This window comes from Micromonospora sp. NPDC049175, assembly GCF_043197345.1.
Classification (GTDB): Bacteria; Actinomycetota; Actinomycetes; order Mycobacteriales; family Micromonosporaceae; genus Micromonospora.
Map to the genome: position 1 here is coordinate 89,888 of NZ_JBICSY010000012.1, position 25,138 is coordinate 115,025.

Consider the following 25,138-nt stretch of genomic DNA (forward strand, 5'->3'; position numbering starts at 1 on the left):
CGCTCATGATGACCGGCGGCGTGAGGGCGCGGGTGCCCGTGTGGGGGGCTGGCGGTCTCCCTGTGCGGGTGGCCCAGCCGAGTGCGAAGATCGGCTTTGTCACTCGGACCGAAAGGACGATATGCGCTATCGCACTCTGGGCGGCACCGGCACCGTGGTGTCGACCCTGTGTCTGGGCACGATGACGTTCGGGGCGGAGACCGACGAGGCCGGCAGCTTCGCCCAACTGGACCGGTTCGTCGAGGCCGGCGGCACCTTCATCGACACCGCCGACGTCTACTCCACGGGTGTCTCCGAGGACATCGTGGGGCGTTGGCTGCGGACGCGGCCCGACCTGCGCGACCGACTGGTGATCGCCACCAAGGGACGGTTCCCGATGGGTCCGGGCGCGAACGACGCCGGCCTGTCCCGGGTGCACCTCACCCGTGCCCTGGACGCCAGCCTGCGGCGGCTCGGTGTCGAGGCCGTGGACCTGTACCAGGCGCACGCCTGGGATCCGCTCACCCCGCTGCCGGAGACGCTGCGGTTCTTCGACGACGCGGTACGCGCCGGCAAGATCCGCTACGCGGGGGTCAGCAACTTCACCGGTTGGCAGTTGCAGAAGGCTGCCCTGCTCACCCAGCACCTCAACCTCACCCCGATCGTGACTCTGCAACCGCAGTACAACCTGCTGGCCCGGGAGATCGAGTTCGAGCTGGTGCCGGTCTGCGAGAACGAGGGCATCGGCATCCTGCCGTGGTCGCCGCTGGGTGGCGGCTGGCTGACCGGCAAGTACCAGCGCGACAGCACGCCCACCGGCGCGACCCGGCTCGGTGAGAACCCGCAGCGTGGCGTCGAGGCGTACGCCGGTCGGAACGCCGAGGAGCGCACCTGGCGGGTGCTCGACGCGGTGCGCCGGGTTGCCGACGAACGGGGTGTGTCCATGTCGGCGGTGTCGTTGGCCTGGCTGGCCGCCCGGCCGGCGGTCACCTCGGTGATCCTCGGCGCGCGTACCACCGAGCAGCTCGACGACAACCTGACCGCCGCGGACCTGGTCCTCGACGCCGAGCAGATGCGGTCGCTGGACGAGGCGAGCGCCCCGCTGGTGGGTGACTACCCGTACGGCGGGGCGGGTGTGCGACAGCGCGCCCGCGACCTGCCCACCGGGTCGTGATCGCCTTCCCCGAGCCGACCGACGCGGCCGGCAGCCGCACCGAGGTCTTCCTGCGCTACCTGGACTACTTCCGCGAGTCCATGGTGGCCAGGGTGTCCGCGTTGGCCGAGCCGGAGCTGCGGCGCAGCCGGCTGCCGTCCGGGTGGACCCCGCTGGAGTTGCTCACGCATCTGCGCCACGTCGAGCGGCGCTGGGTCGAGTGGGGTTTCCAGGGCCGGAACGTCGCGCAGCCGTGGGGCGACCGCCGCGACGACCGCTGGTACGTCGCCCCCGACGAGACGCGGGAGGACCTGGTGGCGGCGCTGCGGGCGCAGGGCGCGCACACCACGGCGGTGGTGACGGCGCACGACCTGGCGGAGGTCGGCGCGCCGGGGGAGCGCTGGAACGGCGCGGCCCCGGCGACGCTGGAGCGGGTGCTGTTCCACCTGGTTCAGGAGTACGCCCGCCACCTCGGTCACCTCGACGTGGTCGCCGAACTCGCCGGCGGGCCGACCGGAGAGTGACGCCGCCGGCCCGACGGTGACGACGAGGCGCGGGCGGTGCGGCGGCAGTGCGCGGTGAACGAGGTCAATGCGGCGGGGTGCGAAATCGCCGTTGTGACAGAGAAGAGGAAATTCGCTGTCCCGCCACCGATGTCGCTCCGGGTCCAGACCAGCGTGCGGCTGACGCCGACGTCCACGCCCGGGTACCCCGGTCACCTGGGGCGGTGCGGGCAGATTCGCCGCAGTGTCTCGTCCCCGGTGCACCGGCGAGACCCCCGACTTGTCGCTCTGTCATTGATGCGTCACCGTCAGTGATGGTCTTTTCGTGTTGGCGAATGGAAGGCTGCCGATGGCCGCCCGGCCCGCGGCGCGAGCCGTCCAGGGCCGAGCAGCCCGCGAAGGGGGCAGATCTTCCGCCGTTCGTCTTCCAGAAGGGTGTCACGTCATGCGAGCTGGATTCTCTGATCGCACCAACGACGAGTTCCTGCAAGAGGTACTGGCCAAGATCAACCAACTGCGGGCACGGCACGGATCGCCGCCGCTCACCCTCGACCCGGAACTCGTGGAGTATGCGAAGTCGCGGGCGTCCTTCATGGCCGAGGCCACCAAGCTCACCCATGAGGGCCTGCGACCGGACACCGGTGAGAACGCTTCGTGGGCGGGCGCCTCGACCGGCCCCACGGCGGGCTCGGGAACTGCCGCGGTAGACAACTGGTACGCCGAGAACAGCAACTACGACTTCGCCACGGGCGAACCCATCGACTCCACGAAGGCCATCGGGCACTTCACCGCACTGGTGTGGAAGAACACCACGAAGCTGGGCGTAGGGCGGGTCGCCGGCCAGGGCACGAAGTGGTGGGAGACCTTCATCGTGGCCAACTTCTCGCCGCCCGGGAACATGGAGGGCCAGTACGTGATGAGCGTGGGGCCCGCGAGCTGACACACGGCCCCTCTCGCAGCGGGGCGTGCCGGCGATGGCCGGTGCGCCCCGCTCCGCGCCAGTCGAGTGGCCGACGTCCATCATTCCCGAGCGACGCGGACCTCCTGATCAGCCGATCTCCTCGATGGTCGGCGCGGGTGTCGTCGCACCATCCTTGCGTCGCATCGCCGGTGGCAGTCGCAGCGCGACGATGCCGGTGGCCACCAGGCCGCCGACGCCCGCGACCACCAGGGTCACCGGAGCGGACGTGACGTCGAGCAGCAGGCCACCGGCGAGGTAGGACAGCGCGGCGGCGACCCCGATCGCGCCGTACAGGTTTCCGAAGACCCGGCCGAGCATGCCCGGCGGGACCGTCCGTTGCAGCAGCGTGCTGGAGGCGACGTCCATGGCCGCCAGTCCGAGCCCACGGACCCCCTGGAGGGCGATCGCGGCGGCGACGGCCCAGGCGAGCCCGGTCAGCAGGTTCCCGAGACTGCTGACCCCGAAGCCCACGATCAGCAGCAGCGACATCGACGCCCGGGTGCCCCACCGGGACAACATGGCGTACCCGACGACGAGCCCGACGCCGACCGCGCCCAGCAGCAACCCGACCGCCCAACTGCCCACCTCGAAGGTGTCCCGGGCCAACACCAGCAGTGCCACGTCGTCGACCCCGTTGAAGGCGACCACCGCGGTGAAGCCCAGGAAGATCACCCGTACCGTCGGGACGCTCAGCAGATAGCCGATTCCCGATCGGGCCTGCCGCAGGAGGGACGGCTGGCGCCCCTCCTGGGTCACCGCCGGGATCGAGGGGAGCGTCGCGAGCAGCACGGCCGAGACGAGGAACGACACCGCGTCGACGAGCAGCACGCCACGCAGACCCACGAGCGGGAACAGGGCCGCGGCGAGGAGCGGGCCGGCCGCCTCCGCCGCGTTCGAGCCGAACCCGACTGTGGAGTTGGCGGTCTCCAGGTCGCGGTCGGCGACAAGCGCGGGCACCGCCGCCCGCGACGCCGGTTGAAAGATCTGCGAGGCGGTGGCGCGAATCGCGACGAGGGCCAGCAGCACCGGCAGCGGCGGCAGTGTCACCACGATCACCAGCAGCACCGCGGCCTGGACGAGTTCACAGGCGACCATCAGCCGCCGGAGGTTGAGCCGGTCGGCGAGGGCCCCGCTGAAGGGACCCAACAGTGACGGCGCGAGATCTCCGACGAGCAGCAGGAGGGAAACCGCGACTGCCTTTCCCGTCGTCTCGCTGACGTGCAACATGAGCGCGACAAGGCTGAGCGAATCGCCCGCGTACGAGACGAGCCGGGCCGAGAAGAGAGCACGAAGGGGTCGACTGCGGCGAAGCAGTTGAGTGGGACGCAGCGAGTCGCTGCCGGTCGCTGCGCCCGACATCGTGAATCCCCCGATTCATGGAGGTGCCGTTGAGCGACCAGCCTCTGGGTGAGGCTAACCATTCCGGCGTCGGAGAGCGCGCGATTAATGCCGGGTGCGGGACGGGCGGCTGAGACACCTGCGTGGCGATGCCCGTCGCGCAGGGGTTCGTCGTCGGGATCGGGACGGCTCAGCGGGCTTCGGCCCAGCCGACGAATCGCGGGGTGAGGTCGGGCGACGTGCCGCCCGGGTTGAGCGTGGTGAGGTCGGCTGCGGCTGTCTGCTGAAGCGCTGCCAGGTGGGCCAACAGGCCGGGACGATCCTCGCGGTACTCGCCGAGCAGCCGCAGCTTCGCGGCCGAACACGGCCACCGGATGCCACAGACCCGGCACCGCCACGACGGCCGCAACGGAGAGTGCGGCGGGCGGGGCATCAGCCGACCCTCACGGGACCGGTACGCCGGCTGGGTGCGGGCCGGCGGGTCGCGGTGGCCCGGCGCGGGGACAACGCCTGGATCCGTACGCCCGCACGCATGACGAACAGTTCGCGCCGTGCGATCGCCTCGCCCTTCGGGTTCAGCTCGTAGGCGTCGAGCCAGAGCCATCCGTCGTAGGTGTGTCGGTCGGGCAACTCGCGGATGACCCGGACGACAATCGGTGTGCGGAACTGGACGCTGGCGGCGGTGCTCAGCAGGATCACGTCCCCCGCCCGCAGGGTGCCGGTCATCGCGGCTCCGGTGGTGTCGGCCGGCGCTGCTCCGGCTTTCTCGGCTGGCATCGATGCCCCCTGGCTGGCGTTGGGAAGGGGGCCGCCCCGTCGGGGCGGCCCCGCCACGAACGCGTCCGCCGGGTTCGGGTCCCTGCCGGCCGCGCCGTCTACACCGCACCTTTCCGGGAGTTGCTGGACAATCACACAGCGTTATGCAATCTTCTTTGGACGGTTGATTTGTTCCAAGGGAGGGACGGCATGAACCATGCCTTTGTCGCGGCGCTCGCCGAGGCGGGTCACACGGCCGAGAGCCTCGCAGGTCGCATCGGTGTGCACCCCAAGACCGTCGCGAGATGGGCAAACCCGGGCCACATTCCGCAGAATCGACACCGCTCCACCGTCGCGGATTTGTTGGCAAAAGACACCGACGCGCTTTGGCCGGACGTCGTCCGTCGTCGCGAGCCGGTGTGGTTCCGGCGATGGGTCGACATCGAGCGCGAGGCGGTGACGCTGCGGTCGTTCGAATTGGCCTGGGTGCCCGGGCTGTTGCAGACCGAGGCGTACGCGCGGGCGACCCTGGCGGGTGGGGTGCTGAGAGCGGACGCGGTAGACGAGTTCGCCGCGGCGCGGATCGCCCGGCAGGCGATCCTCACCCGCGACAGCGGGCCGCTGCTGATCGCCGTGCTGGACGAGGCGGTGCTCCGGCGACGCGTCGGCGACGACCGCGCCCTGATGGCGGCGCAACTCACCCGCCTGCTCGGGCACGCCGAGACCGACAGCGTCCAGCTCCACATCGTTCCGGCGGACGCGCCCAGCTATCCCGGTCTGGACGGCCCGTTCACCATCGCCGACATGCCGGACGGGTCGCGGGTCGCGCACGTCGACGGCCCGGCGCAGGCGCAGATCCTCGACCAGCCATCGGAGCTTGTTAACCTGGAACGACGGTGGGAGCGTATTCGCGGAGAGGCACTGCCCCGAGGGCGTTCCTTGGACCTTCTGAGAGAAGCGGCAGCATCATGGACCTGAGCGGCGCGCGGTGGCGTAAGAGCACGAGGAGCGGCGGCAACGGCGGCAACTGCGTCGAGGTCGCCGACAACCTCCCGGGAGTGGTCCTCGTGCGGGACACGAAGGATCGCGACGGCGGCACCCTGACCTTCAGCCCGCAGGCGTGGCGTGGCTTCGTCGCGATGACCCGCGACGCCGGCTGACCGAGCACACCGCACACAGGCTCCCGGCGCTGGTCGGGGGCCTTTCGCGTGAGCGCGCACCGTCCGGCTCACCGGACGCCGACGGCCGCCCACGGGGTCGGCGGCCAGCGGTGTCAGCGCGTACCCCAGCGACACCACCCCAGTCGGCGGCCGGCCGAACGCGGCGGAAATCGCCTGGCGGTCCGCGTACCTCTGCTGCGAGGGTGACCGGCGTGACTGCCCACACTCTGGCCGGGGCCCTGGCCGACGACGGACGACGACGGATCTTCGCGGCGATCGTGCTCGGCGCGACAAGCGCGGCGCAGGTCGCCGAGCGCACCGGCCTGCCGGCGCGGGTCGTGCTCAGCGGGGTTCGCCGGCTCACCGACGCGGGCCTCGTCGCCGGCGCGGACGGCGCGCTCGCGGCCGACGAGGCGTCGTTGCGGGCGGCCGCCCGCGACAGCCGCCCGGCCGACGACACCGACCCGGCCGCCGATCCGGTGCTGCGGACCTTTCTGCGCGGGGACGTCCTGGTGGGTCTGCCGGCGCAGCCGAAACGGCGGCGCGTCCTGCTCGCGCACATCGCCGAGCGGTCGTTCGAGCCGGGCGCCCGCTATCCGGAGCGGGCCGTCGACGAGGCGCTCAAGGCGTGGTGCGTGGCGGGCGGGTCGGACCACGCCACGCTGCGTCGGTATCTCGTCGACGAGCAGTTGCTCACCCGCGCGCGCGGCATCTACCAACGGCCCTAATCCTCGACGGCGCAAACCGTCTGGTCACGGAGCAGCTTGCTAGCCTCGGCGCATGACCTCCTGCACGCCCGCCGACGGCCCACCGGATCTGTTGTTCCTGCTCTCCTGGGCGAGTCACGCGTTGCAGACCGAGCACGCCGCGGGGCTGACCGAGATGGGCATCTCGCCGCGGGCGCACTACGTGCTGGCGCAGGCGCACACCGGCGAGCTGACCCAGCGGGAGATCGGCGAACGGTGCGGCGTGGACAAGACCACGATGGTCGTCACGCTCGACCAGTTGGAGCGGGCCGGGCTGGCCGAGCGCCGTCCGTCACCGACGGATCGGCGGGCCCGGCTGGTCGTGGTGACGCCGGCGGGGGAGCAGGTCCTGCAACGGGCGCGGCAGGTGGTCCGGCGCATCCAGGACGACCTGCTCGCGACCCTGCCCGAGCAGGACCGGGAGGCCTTCCTGCGAGCCCTGCTGGCGTTGGTGAGTGGCCCGCTGGCCACCACCTCCCCGTACGCGCCGGGGGCCCGCTCCGGCTGTTAGGTCCGAGAAAGATAGTTCCGAACAAGACTATCTGCTACGGTCGTACTCGTTCGTTTCCCCCTGAACGAGGAGCCGTCATGAGCGCTACCGCCGTCACGTCCCCCACCACCTCGACCCTGCGCCGCCGTGCCCTCGGTGTCGCCGCCGCCGTGGTGGCCGCCCTGGTCATCTGGGCGATCGGCGCGCTGGCCGGAGTCGACTTCACGATCGAGAGCCCGGGTCAACCCGCCATCGACATCGGAGCCGGCGCGATCCTCACTGTCGCCCTGGGGGCCGCCCTGCTCGGCTGGGCGGCGCTGGCCCTGTTGGAGCGATTCGCCCCACGGGTCGCCCGGCCGGTCTGGATCTCCCTCGCTGTGGTGGTGACTGTGGTGTCCCTCGTCCCGCTGTTCGGCGTCGAGGCCACCGGCGGCGCGAAGCTGACCCTCGGCGCGACGCACCTGGCCGTGGCGATCCCACTGATCGCCCTACTGCCCACCCACCGCCGCTGACCGCCTCGATAAAAGCTGTTGACCGGGCGGTGATGATCGACTGGTGACCACCACCGCCCGGCCAACCTGGACGATCAGCGCCAGCCGACCCGACCAACCCGACGCGGTGTTGCTGCTGCGCGAGTACATGACCGAGATGGTGGTGCGCTATCACCGTCGGCCGGCCCTGCCCGGCGAGGTCGACGAGGCGCTCGCCGAGATGCCCAGCGACGACCTGGCCCACCCGGACGGCCTGCTGCTGCTCGCCCACCACGGCGACGACCTGGCCGGCTGCGCCGGGCTGCGCTGGCATTCGGGCTGGGCCGAGCTGACCCGGGTGTTCGTCCGACCCGCCCATCGGGGCGCGGGTGGCGGCGCCGCGCTGCTGGCCGCCGTTGAGCAGCGGGCCACGGCGGCCGGCGCGGACCGGATTCGACTCGACACCCGCGCCGACCTGGTCGAGGCCCGCGCCCTGTACGCCCGGCACGGCTACGCGGAGATCCCGGCGTACTCGCAGGGTCCCTACGCCGAGCACTGGTTCGAGAAGCGGTTGTCCTGAGCGGTTGACGCCGGTCGGCGGGTGCGCTAAATAAGAAGAGGAAGTTGAGTCACCCCGGCTCAACTCATCACCTTCGGCCAGGAGATCCGAGGAGGCATGACCATGTTGATGCGTACCGACCCGTTCCGCGAGATCGACCGGCTCGCCGAGCAGTTCTTCGGTACGGCGGCCCGTCCCGCGATGATGCACCTGGACGCCTACCGCGACGGCGACCACTTCTACGCGGCGTTCGACCTGCCCGGCGTCGACCCGGACACCATCGACTGCACCGTCGAGCGCAACGTGCTCACCGTCCGCGCCGAGCGTCGCCGGGCCAGTGGCGACGGCGTCGAGTTGGTCGCCGCCGAACGCCCGATGGGCACCTTCACCCGGCAACTGTTCCTGGGGGACACACTGGACACCGACAAGCTGGAAGCCGGGTACGAGCACGGGGTGCTGACGCTGCGCATCCCGGTCGCCGAGCGCGCCAAGCCCCGCCGCGTGACCATCACCGCCAACGGCGACGGGCGTCGGCAGATCAACGCATGATCACGATGTCGGGTGGGATCGGCGCGCCTGCACGCTGATCCCACCCGAGGCTGAGAGCCTTTTTCACATGGTGTTCTCCGACGCTCCGGTGCTGGCCCGCCCGTCCGCGCCACCCGCGCTGCCGAGTGGACCCGTCGAGGTCACCGAGGCGTGGCTGCGTAACCGGCGGTTGTCCGAGCACACCCGCGACGCGTACCGGCGCGACGTCACCGGCTGGCTCACCTGGTGCGCCGGGCGTGACCTCGACCCGCTGCGGGCCACGTTCCTGCACGTCAACGACTACGCGCGCGCGTTGGAGTCCACCGTCGCCGCCCGCAGCGGCCGACCGCTGACCCCGGCGACCGTGGCGCGGCGGCTCTCCGCGCTGTCCAGTTGGTACGACTTCCTGGTGAAGTTGGGCGCGGTGGCGGCCAACCCGGTCTCCGGGGCGGACCGACCCCGCGTCGACCGGGACCACTCCGCCACCCTCGGGCTCACCCCGGAGGAGGTGGACGCCCTGCTCGGCGCCGCCGACGCGGACACCGGCCCGACCGCCCTGCGCAACCGGGCGGCGATCGCGCTCCTCGCCGACCTGGGCCTGCGGGTCGGGGAGCTGATCTCGCTGGACCTGACCGACCTCGGCACCGAACGCGGCCATCGCAGCGTGCGCTTCGTCGGCAAGGGCGGCAAGCAACGCCGCCGGGCCCTCACCCCCGGCAGCGGGTACGCCGTGGACGCCTACCTGGCCCAGCGGGCCGCGGCCACCGGCGTGTCAGTGCCCCAGTTGACCGGCCCGCTGCTGGTCACCGCCAGCGGTGCCCGGCTGGACCGGCACTCGGTGTTCCGGATGGTCCGCCGGCTTGCCCGCGCCGCCGGCATCCCGGCCTGGGCGAAGCTGTCGCCGCACTCCCTGCGGCACGCCTTCGCCACCACCGCCCGCTCCGAGGGCGTGCCACTGGAGGACGTGCAGGACGCGATGGGTCACGCCGACCCGCGCACCACCCGCCGCTACGACCGCGACCGGCACAACCTCGACCGCGACCCGGCCTACGTGGTGTGGGCGGCCCGGTCCCGCCGCCGCAGCTGACGGCCGCCGACCCCCGACAGGTTCGGCGCGTCTGCGCGTCGGACCCTCGTCCTACGGTCGACGGATGAGACACGGACTGGAGATCTCCTGTGGTGGCGCCACCATCGAGGCGTCGACTCTGGTGGAGCTGGGTGAGCTGGCCGAGCACGCCGGCTGGGACGGCGTGTTCCTGGAGGACTATCTGATCTACTACTCCGGCGACGAGCCGTCCACCTACGACCCGTGGCTGGTGCTCACCGCGATCGCCGGCCGCACCGACCGGGTGCGGCTGGGCACCACGGTCACCGCGCTGCCCCGACGCCGGCCGGCGAAACTGGCGCGGGAGGTCCTCACCCTCGACCATCTCAGCGCGGGCCGGGCCACCGTGGCGGTCGGTGTCGGGGACCCCGCCGACCGTGGGCTGGCCGCGTTCGGCGAGCAGACCGAGCTGGCGGTGCGCGCCGCGATGCTCGACGAGGGTCTCGACCTGCTGACCGGGCTGCTCAGCGGCGAGCGCGTCGACCACCACGGCACCCACTACCGCGCCGACGGGGTCGCGCTACGACCCGCGCCGGTGCAGTCGCCCCGGGTGCCGGTCTGGGTCGGCGGCAGCATGCAGGCCGGGGCGGTGCGCCGCCGCGCGGCCCGCGCCGACGGCATCGTGCCGTACAAGCTCACCGACACCGACGGGTGGTCCGACTTCACCCCCGACGAGGTCCGCGAGTTGGTCAGCGCCCTGCCACCGACGCGCGCCGACGGCCAGCCGTTCGACGTGGCGATCGGCGGCCGGCGGCGACGACCCGACGAACGCGCGTACGTCGATCAGCTCGCGACGGCCGGCGCGACCTGGTGGTTGGAGTTCGTCCCGCCCGGCGACCCGGCGACGATGCGTGCCGCCGTCGCCCGGGGCCCCCTGCGCTGACCGCCGGATCAGGGGACCGCGAGGGGCCAGAACGTCACGCCGGCCGTGCCGTCGCGGCAGATCAGACCGGTGCCGGCCCGTCGGCAGTTGGTCAGACCCGCCGGAAGCACCATGGACACCCGAGGACCGTCGCGTCCCAGCGTGGCGACCAGCGAACTCCTGCCGTCCGCCGCCATTCCCAGCACCACCAGGGGCTCCGCCGGCACCAGCGGGCCCGCCACCGTGCGCCAGCGCGCCCCGGCCGGCCACGTCCACACCCGCGCCCCGGTGCCCGCGTCGATCGCCCAGCGTCCCTGCTCGTCCTGCCCGCAGATCAGGCCCTGGCAGGGCCGCATGGTCAGCTCACCCGGCTCCGCCGGCGCCTGCCACCGCGGCACCAGCCCCGGCAGGTCGTACCCGGTCAGCGTCACCGCGTCGCCACTGGGATGACGCAGCACCAGGTGTGCGCCGACGACCTGGGGGTTGTCCGGGCCGTAGTCGGCCGGCGGAAGCTGTCCCCGCCCGTGCTCGGTGCCGTCGCGGGCGTCGAGCAGTCGGGCCACCCCGTCGTCGCGCACCAGCAGCACCCGCCCGGGCAGGCCGGGCAACGCCCGGAGCACCGCCGTGGACGGCAGCGAAACCGACCACCGGGTCGCGCCTGTGGTCCGGTCGACGCCGTGCACGGTGCCCTCGACCCGCCGTCCCGGTTCGGAGGCGCTGCGCACCTCGCTCACCGCGACCGCGGCGTCCCCGGCCGCGTACACCCGCTCGGGTCGTTGCCACACCTGCTGGCCGGTACGCATCGACCGCGCGGTGGTCATCCGCCCCCCGCGCGCCTGGTCGCGTTCGACGAGCAGCAGCAGGTCACCGGCGACCTCGGCGAACCATCCCGCGGCGGGTGGCACGGTGACCCGCCACCGCGGCGGGCCGTCCGGCGCGGCCGAGTCGTAGGCGCTCACCGTCGGCGGGTTCGAGTCCGGGTCGACGACCAGCAGCAGCGGCCCCGCGCCGAGCACTGTTGCCCGGGCGGGCACCGCCAGCGCGACCGAGGGCGTCAGCCGCGCGGCCGGGGCGGCACCGCCGAGCAGCGCACAGACCGCCACCAGCACCGCCACCCGCCACCGGCGGGACAGCCGCAGCGGTGGCGGGTGCTCGTCCAGGGGCACGCCCCGGTCGTCACCCAGCTCGATCAGCACCGACATTCGCGCCACCCGTCCGCTCGCGCCGCCCGTCTCAGCAGAGCAACTCCAGGTGGTGGTGGGCGTCCTCGGCGATCTCCTCGTGCCGCAGCCAACGCCGCGCCCACAGCCGGGCCGCCAACTCCGCCTGCTCGTCACCCCACGCGGCGTGCTCGACGAGCAACGCGGTGGTCAGCGCGTACGCCAGGCGCAGCGCCAGACCACGGGCACCGGCCTGCACCGCGGCGGCGCCCGGATCGGCCGTCACCGAGGTGATCGTGTCGCCCAACCGCGCGGCGGCGGCGGCCAGCGTGTCGGCAAGCGTCGGCGACAGCGGTCGGGCCAGGTCGACCGCGGCGGCGAGCCGGCCCAGCACCGGCGTCCCGGCGTCCTCGCGGGTCAACGCGCGCAGCACGTCCAGGGCCAGCACGTTCGTGGTGCCCTCCCAGATCGGCAGCACCTGCGCGTCGCGCAGCAACCGGGGCACGCCGGTGTCCTCCACGTAACCGGCCCCACCGAAACTCTCCACGTACTCGCTGGCGGAGCTGACGGCCAGCCGGCCGGTGGCCAGCTTCGCCAGCGGCGCCACGATCCGCAGCTCCGCCGCGGCCGCCGGGTCCGCGCCGACCTCGACCCGCCCCAGCAGGGCGAACGCGTGCCCAGCGAGGGCGAACGCGCCCGCCGCGTCGACCGCGAGGGTGCCCAGCGTGGCCCGGTGCAGCGGCGAGGACACCAGCGGCCCGCCGGCGACGTGCCGCACCTCGGCGTACGCGCGGGCGTAGTCCAACCCGCGTCGCATCCCACCGGCCGCGGCGGCGGCGTTGTGCACCCGGGTCACCACGACCAGGGTCATCGCCCGGGCCAGGCCGGGCACCGCCGGATCACCCAGCGGAAGCGCGTACGCGTCGTGCAGACCGATCTCGGCGGTGGGCAACGCGCGGGTGCCGAGCTTGTCCTTGAGGCGGCGCACGATGACCCCCGACGCGGGCGCGCCCGGCGCCCCGCCGATGCTCAACGGCGAGTCGGCCGCGTAGCGGGGGACCAGGAACGGCGCGAGGACCCGGCTGCCGCGCCCGGCGCCCTCCGGCCGGGCCAGCGCCACCGCCATCGCCGCGTCGGCGGCCGAGCAGAACCACTTCTCCCCGGTCAGCCGCCAGGACCCGTCCGCCGCGGGTCGGCCGACCGTGCTCGACCGGCCCAGGTCGGAGCCGCCCTGCGACTCGGTCATCCACTGCCCGCTGGTGATCGCCGTGGCCGGGTCCGTGGCGACCAGTCGGGGCAGCCACGCGTCGCGGACCCCGGCGTCCACGTCGGGCATGCTGAGCAGCGCCGCCGCCCCGTCGGCCATCGCCACCGGGCAGGAGAACGTCGCCGACTCCGGCCCGTACAGGTGCAGCAGGGCGTGTTGCACGACCCGCGCGGCGGCGCCCCAGGTGCCGCGCGCGTCGGTCAGGTAGGGAAGCGCGACCACGGCGTGCCGGGCGGCGGCGGCGCGCTGCGCCTGCCAACCGGCGGAGGTGTCGATCCGGTCGATCCGCGCGCCCCACGGGTCGTAGCGGACAAGCGTCGGCGGGTGCGCCTCCGCGTCGGCGTGCGCCGCGCGTAGCGGCCCGGTGACGTCGGCGGCCAGGTCGGCGAGGCGTCCCTTCGCGGCGGCGTGCCCATCCGGTCCGAGGTGTCGCTCCAGCCAGGAACGCAGCAGGCCGTCACCGGCGTACGGGTCGACGGGAGGTGGTACCGGCTGCACGAAGCGGCTCATCGATCGACTCCTGGCACTGCTCGGGGGGTGTGCGCCGACGGTAGACGATCCGTGGCCGATCCGAACAGGGCGGTCGCACCCATCCAGGTTCGGTCGATTTCCGACTTGTCGCACGTGAGCGCGATCGTGTTCTCTACGGTCGGTAGTCGTGGGTGCCGGCCAGGGTTGGAGCCGACCGGCCCGGCGCAACCGCCCGATGCGCACCGGGCTCGCGTTCGCCGGGTTCGGTGTGGCGCTGTGCTGCGTCGGGGTGGCCGGGCTGGCCGCCTGGAACCTGCAAACCGTCCGCCAGGCCGCCGGCCCGATCCGGGACACCGCCGACGACTTCCTCAGCGAGGTGGCCCTGGGCGACAGCGACCGGGCGTACGACCGGCTCTGCGCGGACGCGCGCAGCCGGTGGAGCGCGATCGGCTTCACCAGTTGGGTACGGACACCGCCGATGGTCACCGACTACGAGATCACCGACGTGTCGGTCGCCACCCGCAGCGGACGACCGCACGGCACGGTGACCGTGAAGGTGACCCGCGACGGCGGGCTCAGCGAGGAACGACGCCTGCCGGTGGTCCGTGAGAGCGGGGACTGGCGGGTGTGCGGTGACCCCTTCTGAGCCACCGGCCATCACCCCGGTACGTCCCTGGCTGTTGCGCCCGCGCACGGGGGTGCAGCCGACCACCTCGACGGAACTCTTCTTCGACCTGGTCTTCATCTTCAGCGTCACCCAGCTGTCGCACTACCTGATCGAGCACCCGGACTGGCGGGGCGCCGGACGTACGGCGCTGTTGCTGGCGCTCGTCTGGTTCGTCTGGGTCTACACCACCTGGCTGACCAACTGGTTGCAACCGGATCAGGGACCGGTGCGGGTCCTGCTGATCGGGGTGGCGCTGGGCAGCCTGTCGATGTCGGCGGCGATCCCGCAGGCGTTCGCCGACACCGGTCTGCTCTTCGCGGTGGTCTACGTGGCCGTGCAGGTGGGCCGCTCCCTGTTCGCGATGTGGGCGGTGCAGGGCAGCCCGTGGCTGGTCGACGGATTCCAGCACCTGCTGCCCTGGTTCTTCGCGACGTCGGTGCTCGTGGTGCTCGGCGGCCTGGTCGACGCGGTCGCCCGGGAGGCGTTGTGGGCGACGGTGATCGTGATCGAGATCGTCGGCCTCTCCAGCGGTTACCCGCTGCCGGGGCGGGGTCGCACCCGCGCCGAACGGTGGATGGTGGAGGGTGGGCACCTCGCCGAACGATCCTCGGCGTTCGTCCTGATCGCGCTGGGCGAGTCGATCCTGGTCACCGGCAGCACGTTCACCTCGCACGTGGACCTGGCCACGGCGGGGGCGTTCCTGCTGGCGTTCGCCGGTTCGGTGGCGCTGTGGTGGGTGTACTTCGCCCGGTCGGCCCCGGCCGCGACGGAGGTGATCGCGGGGGCGGGCGAGCGTACCGGCGCGTTGAGCCGGGTCGCGTTCAACTACCTGCACCCGGTGATCGTCGCCGGGGTGATCGTCGCCTCCGCGGGCGACGAGCTGCTGCTGCGGGAGCCCGGCGCGCCCACCACCACCGTCGCCGCCCTGTTCGTCCTCGGTGGTCCGGCGTTGTTCCTCGCCGGGCACGCCGCCTACACGGCGTGGCTGTGGCGACGCCCGCCGACCAGCCGGATCACCGCCGTGCTGGTGCTGCTGGCACTGGTGCCGGTCTGCGTGGGGCTGGGCGTGCCCGTCGCGGTGTGCGCCGCGCTGGCGTTGGCGGTGACCGTCGCCGTGATCGTGGCCGACCGGTCGCGGGTACGGTCCGCCGCCGCCCGAGGACCGTCCTGACCCACCCGTGGCACTGCGTCGGTTCTCGGACGACGCCAGCGTGGGCGGGCCGCCGGATGGCTAGCCTGGGTCTGCCGGTGTCTCAGTCGCGGGGGCCGAGGTCGCCGCTGCGGTAGTGCCGGCGGCAGAGCACCTGGTAGCGCACCTCGGCGGTGTCGACGGTGTCGCCGATGACGACCTGCGCGCCCTCGCGGACCACCCGCCCGTCGACGACGCGGGCGTTGAGCAGCCCCTCCCGCCCGCACCAGCAGAGCACCTCGACCTGGATGCGGGCCACCTCGTCGGCCAACTCGAAGAGGCGTTGCGCGGCGGGGAACAGGCAGGACCGGAAGTCGGTGGCCAGGCCGAACGCGAACACGTCGACGTCGTAGCTGTCGACCAACTCGGCCATCTGCTCGACGTGCTCGACGGTGTAGAAGCACGCCTCGTCGCAGATCAGGTAGTCCACGCGTACCCCGTCGGCCCACCGGCCGCGGACCAGGGCCCGCAGGTCCAGGTCGTCGGTGATCTCGATGGCCTCGTGGGCCAGGCCGATGCGGGTGGTGACCTGCGGGCCCAGCGACCTGTCGATGCGGGTGGTGACCAGCCCGCGGCGGCCCTGCCGGGCGTGGTTGTAGTTCATCTGCAACGCCATCGTCGACTTGCCGCAGTCCATCGGCCCCCAGAAGAACTTCAACGCCGCGGCGTGCACCGGACGCCCGTCCAGCCCGCGCGCGGCCGCGCACCCGGCCGGTGCGTGCGGCTGCCCGGGGAACGGGTGGGCCAGGCAGGTCGGAGCGGTGGCGGCGTCGTCTGTCACGGTCGGGCAGCCTAGCCGATCGGCCGAGGCTGATCTGTCGCGCGCGGGACGCGTGCTCAGAGCACCCGGGGCGGGGTGTTGCCGGCGGCGACGATGGCACGGCGGATCGGCACGGCGGCCAGCAGCGCGAAGCCGACCACGAAGAAGATCAGCAGTGAGACCAGGCCCACCCGGTAGGAGGAGGTGAGCTGGAACACCAGGCCGAAGGCGAGCGGGCCGAGCCAGCTGGTGCCCTTGTCGCTGATCTCGTAGAAGCCGTAGTACTCGCCTTCCTTGCCGACCGGGATGAGCTGGCTGAACAGCGACCGGCTCAGCGCCTGGCTGCCGCCGAGGACCAGTCCGATGCCCGCGCCGAGGATCATGAACGGCACCGGCGCCTCGGCGGGCAGCCGGAACGCGGCGATGATCACACCGGTCCAGAGCACCAGGCTGAGCAGCACGGTCTTCCACGCGCCGATGCGCCTGGCCAACGCGCCGAGGCTCAGCGCCCCGCCGAAGGCGAGGAACTGCACCAGCAGGATCGTGATGATCAGGGTGCTCTGCTCCAGGCGCAGCTCCTCGGTGCCGTACTGGCTGGCCAGGGTGATGACGGTCTGGATGCCGTCGTTGTAGACCAGGAAGGCGAGCAGGAAGAACAACGTCAACGGGTACGCCTTGATCTCCCGCATGGTCCGGGCGATCTGCCGGAACCCGTCGGTGACCACGTTGCCGCCGCCACCGGCCAGCGCCGCGGCACTGGGGTGCTCGCGCATCCAGCGCAGCGGCACCACCGTGAACAGCGCCCACCACACCCCGGCGGACACGATCGACCAGCGGGCCAGGTCCAGGGTGCGTTGCGGGTTGTCGCCCTCGTCGAGCAGGGTGATCGCGACGAGGTTGAGCGCCAGCAGCAGACCGCCGCCGAGGTAGCCGATCGCCCAGCCGCGGCTGGAGATGCCGTCGCGTTCGTCGGGGCCGCCGAGCTGCGGCAGGAACGAGTGGTACACCACGACCGCCGCGCCGAAGGAGATGTTGGCGACCAGGAACAACGCCCCGCCGAGCAGGTAGCGGTCGCCGGTGACGAAGGCCATCAGGATCGTCGCGCCGGCGCCGGTGAACGCGGCCCCGCCGAGCAGCCGCTTCTTGTGCGCCGACCGGTCGGCGATCGCCCCGATGACCGGCAGCACGAACACGGTGAGGATCACCGACAGCGAGATCAGGTACGGGTAGTAGGACCCGGGGGCCACCCGGATGCCCAGCGGGTAGACGAACCCGTCGCAGGTTTTCGCGCCCAGCTCGCAGCCGGCGGCCAGCTTGGTGACGGTGGTGAGGAACGGGCCCAGGAACACGGTGATGACAGTGGTCTGGAACGCGGAGTTGGCCCAGTCGTAGATGTACCAGCCCCTGCGCTCACGGCGGGTGCTCGCCGGGGGCGGGGTGTCATCCACCGTGGGGGTCACGGTCTCGGCCATCCGGGGGTCCTTCGACGGATCAGGCGGCCCAGTGGCCGCGGCTGCGGTAGACGTCGCGCAGCACGCCGACGTGATCGGTCATGATGCCATCCACACCGAGATCCAGTAAGTCGTGCATCTGGTCGGGTTGGTCGATCGTCCAGACGTGCACCTGAAGGCCGAGCCGGTGGCAGTAGTCGAGGAACCGGCGGTCCACCACCGGCACCCGCCCGTAGCGCGGCGGCACCTGCGCGGCGACCACCGACGGTGGCAGCCGCAGTGCCCGCCCGTGCAGGGAGGCCAGCCGCAGCCGGGCCACCCCACGCATGCCGAGGCTGGTGGCGACCCGTCCCTGCGTGAGCGCGCGCAGCCGGGTCAGGCGGGCGTCGCTGAACGACGCGAGCAGCACCCGGTCGCCGGCGCCGACCCGGGTCACCGTCGCGACCGTCGGCGCGACGCCGCCGTCGGCCTTCACGTCGATGTTGAAGCGGACCTGCGGCCAGGCGCCCAGCACCTCGTCGAGCCGGGGTACGACGGCAGCGCCGCCGACGCGTACCGAGGCGAGGTCGGCCCAGCTCAGCTCGGCGATGCGCCCCGCCTCACCGGTGACCCGGCGCAACGTCGGGTCGTGGAAGATCACCGCCACGCCGTCGGCGGTGGCGTGCACGTCGGTCTCCACGTACCGGTAGCCGAGCCCGATGGCGCGGGCGAACGCCTCGGTGGTGTTCTCGTCTCCCTCGGCGGCGCCGCCACGGTGGGCGAACGCCAGCGGCGCGGGCGCGTCGAGGTAGTCGAATCGGGTCAACACGCGACGCAGTATCCCCCGGTTGGTGACCGGCGGGTGGCCGGCCGGCGTCTGTCGCCCGCTCGCGCGGACCAGGCTCGTCAGCCGACAGGCGTGCCGACACCGCCGTGTTCCAGGGTGGCGCGCAGCCGTGCCAGCGTGTGACCGAGTTCCGCGATCTGGGCCGGGGCGATCGACCGACCGAGGTGCGTGGCCAGGTGTTCCTGGAAGGTGCCTTCGGCGGCGCCGACGAGTTCCGCGCCCTGCGGGGTCAACTCCAGAAGCAGTGACCGGCCGTCGGCCGGGTTCGGCACGCGTCGAACCCAGGCCCGGGCTTCGAGCCGGCCCACGCCCTTGCTTGTCGCCCCGACCCCGATCGCGAAAAACTCGGCGAGATCGGCGACCCGCGAACCAGGATGGTCGCGTAGGTAGCTCAGGAACTCGAACTGCGAAGCCACGATGCCGTGCTTGCGGCGCAACGTCTCGTTCACGGCGTTGTAGAGCCGCGTCTCACAGCGGACCAGGTCGCTGAAGACCTGAGCCAGTGTGACGGACCCGGCACCGGAAAAAGATGCCGTGGCAGGTATATTAGCTTCCACGGCAGCTACTTTATCGCCTGTGGGAGGCGTCGGACATGAGCAGGGAACAACGCGCGGCCATCGGCGCCATGCTGGGCGGACCCAAGGGCTTCGCGCCCGAGCCGGTCGAGACGATGCGGGAGAGCTTCGACGCGCTCATGGCGTCGTTCCCGGTTCCTCCGGTGCGAACCTCGGAGCTGACCCTGGGCGGCCGTCCGGCGGTGCTTGTCGAACCGGAGGGCCCGACCCACCCGGGCACCATCCTGTACTTTCACGGCGGCTCGTTCGCGCTCGGATCTCCGCGGACCGCGATGGGCCTGACCGCGAGTCTGGTCACGCGGACCGGCATGCGGGCCTTCTCCCTCGACTACCGGCTGGCCCCGGAGAACCCCTTCCCGGCGGCGATCGAGGACTGCCTCACGGCGTATCGGTCCCTGCTCGACAGCGGCGTCGCCGCCGAGTCGATCGCGTTCGCGGGCGATTCCGCCGGTGGTGGCCTCACGGTGACCACCACCCTCGCCGCCCGAAACGCCGGGCTGCCTCTGCCGGGCGCGCTGATCGCGTTCTCGCCCGGCCTGGACCACACCCGCACGGGCGAGTCGATGCGCACCAAGGAGGGCGTCGACCCGTTCTTCACCCAGCAGGGCATGGCCCACATGGCGGGGCTCTACCTCGGCGGCCAGGACCCGAACCAGGAGCTCGCCGCGCCCGCCGTGCTCGCCGACCTGACCGGCTTCCCGCCGATCCTGCTGCAGGTCGGCACGAAGGAACTACTGCTCGACGACTCGGTCCGGCTGGCGAAACGCGCCCGCGACGCCGAGGTCGACGTCATCCTCGACATCACCGCCGGCGTTCCGCACGTCTTCCAGTCCTTCATCGGCCAGCTCGACGAGGCCGACCACGCCCTGGCCCGCGCCGCCCTGTTCATCACGCAGCGACTACAGACCCCCTGAGCGCACCGCACGAAGGCTCGTTCCCCCGTGCGGTGCGCGGACGCCGCTGGTCGAGCCGGTCGCCTGTCCCGGCGCACCGGGGCGGTGGCGGCCGCCGCACCACGTCGCCCACACGAGCGCGCGTACGGCGGCCGCACCCGGCGTCAGCCGCAGATCAGGTCGTCCAGCAGGGTCATCTGCCGCTGGATGACCGCCACCGCCGGAGCAGGGTCGGCCAGCTCGGTGGCCAGGTACAGGACCGTCGAGCGACGCCCGTCCGGGCTGACCGCGGCGAGGGTGCTCATCCCGGGCATGGAACCGACGTGCGCCCAGGAGCCGCCGCACCGGTTGGGTATCCACATGATCCCCAGCCCGTACCGGATGCCCGCCCGGATGCCCTGGAACCCGTCGGCCAGCACGGTGCGGTGCAGTTCGGTCTGCTGCGCGGGCCGCAGGAGCTGACCGCGGCCGACCGCCTGCCAGAAGCGGGCCAGATCGGTGGGGGTGCTGACCAGGCCACCCGCCGAGGCCGTCACCGTCGGATTGAACACGGTCGTGTCGACCATCGGCCCGCCGGGCGCGAACTGCCGGTACCCGTTGGCGTGCGGCGGGGGCAGGGTCGGCTGGTCACCCGGGTAGAACGTGTGGGTCAGGCGCAGCGGCAGCAGGATCCGGGAGCGCACCTCGGTGTGCCACAGGTGCCCGGTGACGCGCTCGACGAGCATCCCGGCCAGCAGGTAGTTGGTGTTCGAGTAGCTCCACCCGGTGCCGGCGGCGAACAGCGGCGCGTGCCGCATCGCGGTCGCCACCTGCTGCGCCTCGGTGTAGTGGTCGAAGCGGTGCGCCAGGAACTCGTCGGCCGACCGCAGGGCGGCGAGGTCGCCGGTGGGGTCGTAGAGACCGCTGGTGTGCTGCAGGAGCTGACGAACGCTGACGTACCGGCCGTCGTTGCCGCTGCCGGAGACGACACCGGGCAGCCAGCGTTCGATCGGGTCGTCCAGTCGGATCCGGCCCTCGCCGACGAGTTGGAGCACCACCACCGACACGAACGTCTTCGTGGTGCTGCCGATCCGGAAGTACCCGTCGACAGGCATCGGCGCGCCGGTGTCCAGGTCGGCCACGCCGCTGCGCGCCACGGTCACCCGGTCCGCGTCGCGGACCAGTCCCTGCGTCCCGGACACGCCCAGGCCGTGCAGGTCGTCGAGGCCGCGCGTGAGCACCGTGGCCGTGGACCGGTGATCCGGGGTGGGCGGCGCGGCTGACCCGGCGGCCGGGGCGACCGTGGCGGCCAGCACTGTCGCCACGGTCGCGGCCGCCACGACGCCGCGCCAGCGCGCCGCCGTCCGACCTGCGAAAACCACGCTCATACGAGGGCTCCCTTCGGGGACAACGTTTGTCCCCAAAACGCTACGAAGAGCCTCGATGTCCCCACCAACCGGAAAACCCCAGATTCGACGTGGGGGTTTACCCCCGGCACCCAGCACCCCAGCACCCCGGCGGACAGCGGTGCCGACGCGGACCTACGGACTCAGGTAGCGCAGGACCGCGAGGACACGGCGGTTGTCGGCCTCGTCCGGAGGTAGCCCCAGCTTGTCGAAGATGCTCGCGACGTGCTTCTCCACAGTTCCGCCGGTCACCGTGAGCGCGTCGGCGACGCCGGCGTTCGAGCGCCCCTCCGCCATCAGCGCGAGGACGTGGCGCTCGCGCGGGGTCAACGCCGCCACCCCGTCGGCGCGGCGGCTGACGCGCAGCAGTTGACCGACGACCTCCGGGTCGAGCGCCGTGCCGCCGGTGGCGACCCGCCGCAGCGCGTCGTCGAACTCCGTGACGTCGGCCACCCGTTCCTTCAGCAGGTATCCGACGCCCGCCGCGTTGCCTGCCAGTAACCGGGCCGTGTACCTGGTCTCGATGTACTGCGACAGCACCAGCACTCCCGTGCGGGGGTGCTGGCGGCGGATCTCGAGTGCGGCGCGCAGCCCTTCGTCGGTGTGCGTCGGCGGCATCCGGATGTCGGCCACCACGACGTCGGGCTGATGCGCGGTCACCTCGGTCAGCAGCGTCTCGCCGTCGCCCACGGCGGCGCACACCTGGTGGCCGTGGTCCTCGATCAGGCGGGCGAGCCCCGCCCGGAACAGGGCGGCGTCCTCGGCGATCACCACGCGCACGCTCATGCGCGCAGCGGAAGCTCGACGGTGATCGTCGTCGGGCCACCGGGCGGGCTCGCGATGCTCAGCGTGCCGTCGACCACGGCGACCCGTTGCGCCAGCCCGGACAGGCCGGTGCCCCGGGTCGGATCGGCGCCGCCGGTGCCGTCGTCGGCGACGCTGAGCCGCAGCACCCCCCGCCTGCCGGCCACCCGGACGGCGATCGTGGTCGCGAAGCTGTGTTTGGCGGCGTTGGCCAGCAGTTCGGTGGCGCAGAAGTACGCGATGGTCTCGATCGCGGGGGTGGGCCGGACCGGGATGCCGATCTCCAGCCCGACCGGGATCACACTGTCGCCGGCCAGCGAGGCGAGGGCGTCGGCCAGCCCGTTGTCGAGCACCGGCGGGTGGATCCCGCGGGTCAGGCTGCGCAGGTCGCCGAGCGCGTCCTTGGCGCCGCGTAGGGCGGCGTCGACCAGCTCGCGGACGGCGTCGGCGTCCGCGACCTCGTCGCCGTCGCCGAGCTTCCGGCGGGCCATGCCGAGGTTCATGGCCAGCGTGGCCAGGCGGATCTGCGCTCCGTCGTGCAGGTCGCGTTCCAGTCGGCGCAGCAGGGCGGCGGAGTCGTCCACGGCCGATGCCCGGCTCAGCTCCAGCTCGTGGACCCGCTGTGCCAGCCGCCCCGGCCCGAGCAGGCCCCGGATCAGCCAGGCGTCGGCCGACGTGACGGCTCTTGTCACCCACGGCGCGGCCAGCAGCATTGCCGCTCCGGCGGCGGTGGCGGCGAACGTGCCGCCGAGGGTCGCGACGCGGAACGTGCCGTCGCCGAACAACCCGAACGGCGTGAACACCGGCACCGGGTCCAGCCGGACCCCCGGCGGGTGGTTCCGGAACGCCCCCCACAGCAGCGGGTAGCTCAGGTTGACCACGCCGCCGATCCAGAAGAACACGGCGTACAGCTCGATCAGGCTGGCCGGCAGCTTGGCCAGCAGATAGCCGACGACCCGCCAACCGGCCCTGTCGCGCGGCCCGGGCCAGGCCCGGCCGGCGCGCACCGGCGGTGGCGCCGCGACCCGGACCCCGAGCAGCCGGGTCGCGAGCGTGCGGTGCAGGGCGCCGAGCCTCCGGGCCGCCGTCGTCGACACCAGCAGCACGAGCAGCAGTCCCACGCCGGCGACGGCGATGACCACGTCGGTCGGGGCGGGGTTGCTCCGCCCGCCGGTGCTGACCCACCAGCTCAGGTCCACCGCGCCAACGAAGAGTGCCACCGGGTTGACCACGACGAAGGGCAGCCCGGCGAGGCAGAACGCCAGCTCTCGGCCCGCACGCTTGGTGAACGGAGCCACGACCGCCGCGCGGGCGCCCCGCCACGGCACGCCGCGCATCGGTCCGGATCGCCGGGTGGGGTTCCGGGCCTCGGTCACCGGATCTCCTTGCGTCGTCGGTGGCTACGGGGGATCACGGTAGGCGCGCAGGTGTCCGGGCGGGAGCCGGCTGACGGCCGTCTTCGCCTGGGGGATTTCCCCCAGGCCGCACTAGCTCCAGTCGGTCTGGTAGCCGTCGCGGCGCAGCAGACCCAGCAACTCGGCGTCGCTGGGGGCGTGCACCCGGGTGAGCGCGGCGCTCAGGTCGTCGACCCCGACCGGGTCCGGCCCCTGCACCTCGATGGCCCGCACGATGGCGCCGTCGGCGCGGTACAGCGCGATCGACGGGTCGCTGTTGTCGGTGTCGTGGGTGACGACAAGCGTGCGCCCGTCGCCCAGGTCGGTGCAGGTGCGCAGCCGCGGCACGGCGCAGTCGACGCCCTCGGGCAGCCCGGTCGCCGGTTGCGGCACGCGCAGCCGCCAGAGCACGGGCACCGACCGGCCGTCGGCGGTCCGCAGTGCGTAGGCGATGTCGAGGCCGCCGCGATCGACCCAGCCGACGGTGCCGGGCCGGGTGACGTCGTCGGGGATCAGCAGGTGTTCCCGGGGCCACGGCGATGCCCTGGTCAGGTCGGCGAGGTCCCGCTGGTCCTTGGCGTCGTGGTACGCGCCGCGTAGCCCGGCGTAGCCGACCCCGCAGACGACGAGGAGTGTCACTGCGACCAGGACGAGACGACGGTACGGCACATGATCACTGTTCCAGTCGCCTGAGCCGGTGTCGTACCGACCCAGGGGCTCAGGCCAGCCAGCCGCCGGTCATCCGCGCCACCGCGGCGCCGTCGAGGTCGGCGAGCTTGACTCCGACGAACTGCCGGGCGCCGTCGGAGGTCTGCACCCGTACCGGCGGTGTCGGGTCGGTCAGCGTGGCGACCACCACCGCCGCGGCGTCGGCGGGGGACTGCGCGGCGGCGAACGCCTGCCCGGTGCGGGCCAGGTACGCGCGCAGCGCCGGCCCGTACACCCCCGCGTCGGCGCTGGCGGTGTCGGCGTCGATGCCGATGTTGGCGACGAACTCGCTGGCCACCGCACCCGGCTCGACGAGGGTCACCCGTACGCCGGTGGTCGCGGCGAGCGGGGCGAGGGCTTCCAGGTATCCCTCGACGGCGAACTTCGCGGCGCAGTACGCCTCGTTGAACGGCTGCCCGACGATCCCGCCGACGCTGGAGACGGTGATCAGCCGTCCCCGGCTGGCCCGCAGGTGGGGCAGGGCGGCGCGGCTGACGTGCAGGACGCCGAAGAAGTTGACCTCCATGACGGCCCGGACGTCGTCGACGGTGTCCTGTTCCAGGGTGCCCACATGCCCGGCGCCGGCGTTGTTGACCACCGCGTCGAGCCGGCCGTACGCGCCGATCACGTCCCCGACGCAGCCGTTGACCGCGTCCGCGTCGGTGACGTCGAGCCGTCGCACGTCGATCAGGTCGGCGACCCCGGCGGCGCTGGCGGCCTCGCGGAGCCGGTCGGCGCGGGCCACGTCGCGCATGGTGGCGACGGTCCGCCAGCCGGCCCGCGCGCAGCCCAGCGCGATCTCCAACCCGATGCCGGTGGACGTTCCGGTGATCAGCACCGTCTGCTCGCTCATGTGTCGGCCTTTCGTTGCGGGCGCTGCGGGCGGACTCGCTCCTGGACCCGCCGCAACAGGGTAAGGGCACGGACGGTGATCGACTCGGTTTCCTGAAAAGCGCCGTGTCCGCGGCTGCGGCTTCC

Annotated in this window: 29 protein-coding genes; 15 read left to right on the forward strand and 14 right to left on the reverse strand. The window is 72.7% G+C overall.

The annotated features are described in order from the left end of the window. Positions 1-121 precede the first annotated feature (121 nt). The 3 genes from ACGFH8_RS32100 (at position 122) to ACGFH8_RS32110 (ending at position 2,575) form a co-directional block, all read left to right on the forward strand. Complete coding sequence (locus ACGFH8_RS32100) at positions 122-1,153, forward strand: aldo/keto reductase (protein ID WP_393374671.1); 1,032 nt, start codon at positions 122-124, stop codon at positions 1,151-1,153. After that, positions 1,150-1,656 (forward strand): DUF664 domain-containing protein, encoded by a 507-nt coding sequence (locus ACGFH8_RS32105; protein ID WP_393374674.1) that lies wholly within the window; start codon positions 1,150-1,152, stop codon positions 1,654-1,656. Before ACGFH8_RS32100 ends, ACGFH8_RS32105 begins: the two co-directional genes overlap by 4 nt. A gap of 424 nt (positions 1,657-2,080) precedes the next feature. Further along, entirely contained in the window at positions 2,081-2,575 is a 495-nt protein-coding gene (locus ACGFH8_RS32110) for a CAP family protein (RefSeq protein ID WP_393374676.1), read from the forward strand. Positions 2,576-2,683: 108 nt separating this feature from the next. Here ACGFH8_RS32110 and ACGFH8_RS32115 read toward each other — a convergent pair whose 3' ends face one another. From ACGFH8_RS32115 to ACGFH8_RS32125, 3 genes are all read right to left on the reverse strand, one after another. Next, the gene (locus ACGFH8_RS32115) at positions 2,684-3,955 is read right to left on the reverse strand and encodes an MFS transporter (protein WP_393374679.1); all 1,272 of its coding nucleotides are present in this window, start codon (positions 3,953-3,955) and stop codon (positions 2,684-2,686) included. Between the two features lie 169 nt (positions 3,956-4,124). Beyond that, complete coding sequence (locus ACGFH8_RS32120; RefSeq protein ID WP_393374681.1) at positions 4,125-4,367, reverse strand: flavin reductase; 243 nt, start codon at positions 4,365-4,367, stop codon at positions 4,125-4,127. After that, positions 4,367-4,660: a hypothetical protein gene (locus tag ACGFH8_RS32125; RefSeq protein WP_393374858.1), complete on the reverse strand. Its 294-nt coding sequence runs from the start codon at positions 4,658-4,660 to the stop codon at positions 4,367-4,369. The genes ACGFH8_RS32120 and ACGFH8_RS32125 overlap by 1 nt, the downstream gene beginning before the upstream one ends. 240 nt (positions 4,661-4,900) lie before the next feature. Between ACGFH8_RS32125 and ACGFH8_RS32130 the strand changes: the two genes are divergently transcribed. The 9 genes from ACGFH8_RS32130 (at position 4,901) to ACGFH8_RS32170 (ending at position 10,631) form a co-directional block, all read left to right on the forward strand. After that, positions 4,901-5,668 (forward strand): DUF5753 domain-containing protein, encoded by a 768-nt coding sequence (locus ACGFH8_RS32130; RefSeq protein WP_393374861.1) that lies wholly within the window; start codon positions 4,901-4,903, stop codon positions 5,666-5,668. Further along, positions 5,659-5,850: a DUF397 domain-containing protein gene (locus ACGFH8_RS32135; protein ID WP_393374684.1), complete on the forward strand. Its 192-nt coding sequence runs from the start codon at positions 5,659-5,661 to the stop codon at positions 5,848-5,850. Before ACGFH8_RS32130 ends, ACGFH8_RS32135 begins: the two co-directional genes overlap by 10 nt. Before the next feature lie 212 nt (positions 5,851-6,062). Next, positions 6,063-6,578, forward strand: coding sequence for a DUF2087 domain-containing protein (locus ACGFH8_RS32140; protein WP_393374686.1), 516 nt, complete (start codon positions 6,063-6,065; stop codon positions 6,576-6,578). 52 nt (positions 6,579-6,630) lie between these two features. After that, positions 6,631-7,107, forward strand: a complete 477-nt coding sequence (locus tag ACGFH8_RS32145) for a MarR family winged helix-turn-helix transcriptional regulator (protein ID WP_393374688.1) — start codon at positions 6,631-6,633, stop codon at positions 7,105-7,107. A gap of 77 nt (positions 7,108-7,184) precedes the next feature. Beyond that, positions 7,185-7,598 carry a DUF6069 family protein gene (locus ACGFH8_RS32150; RefSeq protein WP_393374690.1) on the forward strand — a complete coding sequence of 138 codons (414 nt, stop codon included), beginning with the start codon at positions 7,185-7,187 and terminating at the stop codon, positions 7,596-7,598. Positions 7,599-7,641: 43 nt separating this feature from the next. Then, the gene (locus ACGFH8_RS32155; RefSeq protein WP_393374693.1) at positions 7,642-8,136 is read left to right on the forward strand and encodes a GNAT family N-acetyltransferase; all 495 of its coding nucleotides are present in this window, start codon (positions 7,642-7,644) and stop codon (positions 8,134-8,136) included. A gap of 102 nt (positions 8,137-8,238) precedes the next feature. Continuing rightward, on the forward strand, positions 8,239-8,664 hold the full coding sequence (locus tag ACGFH8_RS32160; protein WP_393374694.1) for an Hsp20/alpha crystallin family protein: 426 nt from the start codon (positions 8,239-8,241) through the stop codon (positions 8,662-8,664). A 67-nt stretch (positions 8,665-8,731) separates the two neighbouring features. Beyond that, positions 8,732-9,730: a tyrosine-type recombinase/integrase gene (locus tag ACGFH8_RS32165; RefSeq protein ID WP_393374696.1), complete on the forward strand. Its 999-nt coding sequence runs from the start codon at positions 8,732-8,734 to the stop codon at positions 9,728-9,730. 64 nt (positions 9,731-9,794) lie between these two features. Then, complete coding sequence (locus ACGFH8_RS32170) at positions 9,795-10,631, forward strand: LLM class flavin-dependent oxidoreductase (RefSeq protein ID WP_393374698.1); 837 nt, start codon at positions 9,795-9,797, stop codon at positions 10,629-10,631. A gap of 8 nt (positions 10,632-10,639) precedes the next feature. Here the strand turns inward: ACGFH8_RS32170 and ACGFH8_RS32175 are convergent, their stop codons facing one another. Both ACGFH8_RS32175 and ACGFH8_RS32180 read right to left on the reverse strand, forming a co-directional pair. Then, a complete protein-coding gene (locus ACGFH8_RS32175) occupies positions 10,640-11,812 on the reverse strand; it encodes a PQQ-binding-like beta-propeller repeat protein (RefSeq protein WP_393374701.1) in 1,173 nt (390 codons plus the stop codon). Between the two features lie 31 nt (positions 11,813-11,843). Continuing rightward, complete coding sequence (locus tag ACGFH8_RS32180; RefSeq protein ID WP_393374704.1) at positions 11,844-13,547, reverse strand: acyl-CoA dehydrogenase family protein; 1,704 nt, start codon at positions 13,545-13,547, stop codon at positions 11,844-11,846. Between the two features lie 148 nt (positions 13,548-13,695). Here ACGFH8_RS32180 and ACGFH8_RS32185 point away from each other — a divergent pair, with 148 nt between their 5' ends. Both ACGFH8_RS32185 and ACGFH8_RS32190 read left to right on the forward strand, forming a co-directional pair. Then, positions 13,696-14,154, forward strand: a complete 459-nt coding sequence (locus ACGFH8_RS32185; protein ID WP_393374705.1) for a hypothetical protein — start codon at positions 13,696-13,698, stop codon at positions 14,152-14,154. Then, complete coding sequence (locus tag ACGFH8_RS32190) at positions 14,141-15,346, forward strand: low temperature requirement protein A (RefSeq protein ID WP_393374707.1); 1,206 nt, start codon at positions 14,141-14,143, stop codon at positions 15,344-15,346. The genes ACGFH8_RS32185 and ACGFH8_RS32190 overlap by 14 nt, the downstream gene beginning before the upstream one ends. 82 nt (positions 15,347-15,428) lie before the next feature. On the opposite strand, the gene ACGFH8_RS32195 is transcribed toward ACGFH8_RS32190, so the two are convergent. From ACGFH8_RS32195 to ACGFH8_RS32210, 4 genes are all read right to left on the reverse strand, one after another. After that, on the reverse strand, positions 15,429-16,145 hold the full coding sequence (locus ACGFH8_RS32195; RefSeq protein WP_393374710.1) for a thymidine kinase: 717 nt from the start codon (positions 16,143-16,145) through the stop codon (positions 15,429-15,431). Positions 16,146-16,201: 56 nt separating this feature from the next. Continuing rightward, positions 16,202-17,596: an MFS transporter gene (locus tag ACGFH8_RS32200; protein WP_393374713.1), complete on the reverse strand. Its 1,395-nt coding sequence runs from the start codon at positions 17,594-17,596 to the stop codon at positions 16,202-16,204. A 19-nt stretch (positions 17,597-17,615) separates the two neighbouring features. After that, entirely contained in the window at positions 17,616-18,383 is a 768-nt protein-coding gene (locus tag ACGFH8_RS32205; RefSeq protein WP_393374714.1) for a glycerophosphodiester phosphodiesterase, read from the reverse strand. A gap of 77 nt (positions 18,384-18,460) precedes the next feature. After that, on the reverse strand, positions 18,461-18,958 hold the full coding sequence (locus ACGFH8_RS32210) for a MarR family winged helix-turn-helix transcriptional regulator (RefSeq protein ID WP_393374716.1): 498 nt from the start codon (positions 18,956-18,958) through the stop codon (positions 18,461-18,463). Between the two features lie 35 nt (positions 18,959-18,993). Between ACGFH8_RS32210 and ACGFH8_RS32215 the strand changes: the two genes are divergently transcribed. Continuing rightward, complete coding sequence (locus tag ACGFH8_RS32215; protein ID WP_393374719.1) at positions 18,994-19,890, forward strand: alpha/beta hydrolase; 897 nt, start codon at positions 18,994-18,996, stop codon at positions 19,888-19,890. Between the two features lie 143 nt (positions 19,891-20,033). Here ACGFH8_RS32215 and ACGFH8_RS32220 read toward each other — a convergent pair whose 3' ends face one another. The 5 genes from ACGFH8_RS32220 to ACGFH8_RS32240 form a co-directional block, all read right to left on the reverse strand. Beyond that, positions 20,034-21,236, reverse strand: a complete 1,203-nt coding sequence (locus ACGFH8_RS32220; RefSeq protein WP_393374722.1) for a serine hydrolase domain-containing protein — start codon at positions 21,234-21,236, stop codon at positions 20,034-20,036. Positions 21,237-21,389: 153 nt separating this feature from the next. Then, positions 21,390-22,034, reverse strand: a complete 645-nt coding sequence (locus ACGFH8_RS32225) for a response regulator (RefSeq protein WP_393374864.1) — start codon at positions 22,032-22,034, stop codon at positions 21,390-21,392. Between the two features lie 2 nt (positions 22,035-22,036). Next, positions 22,037-23,434 (reverse strand): sensor domain-containing protein, encoded by a 1,398-nt coding sequence (locus tag ACGFH8_RS32230; protein WP_393374725.1) that lies wholly within the window; start codon positions 23,432-23,434, stop codon positions 22,037-22,039. Between the two features lie 111 nt (positions 23,435-23,545). After that, positions 23,546-24,121: a hypothetical protein gene (locus ACGFH8_RS32235; RefSeq protein WP_393374727.1), complete on the reverse strand. Its 576-nt coding sequence runs from the start codon at positions 24,119-24,121 to the stop codon at positions 23,546-23,548. 49 nt (positions 24,122-24,170) lie between these two features. After that, positions 24,171-25,013, reverse strand: a complete 843-nt coding sequence (locus tag ACGFH8_RS32240) for an SDR family NAD(P)-dependent oxidoreductase (protein WP_393374730.1) — start codon at positions 25,011-25,013, stop codon at positions 24,171-24,173. Positions 25,014-25,138 lie beyond the last annotated feature (125 nt).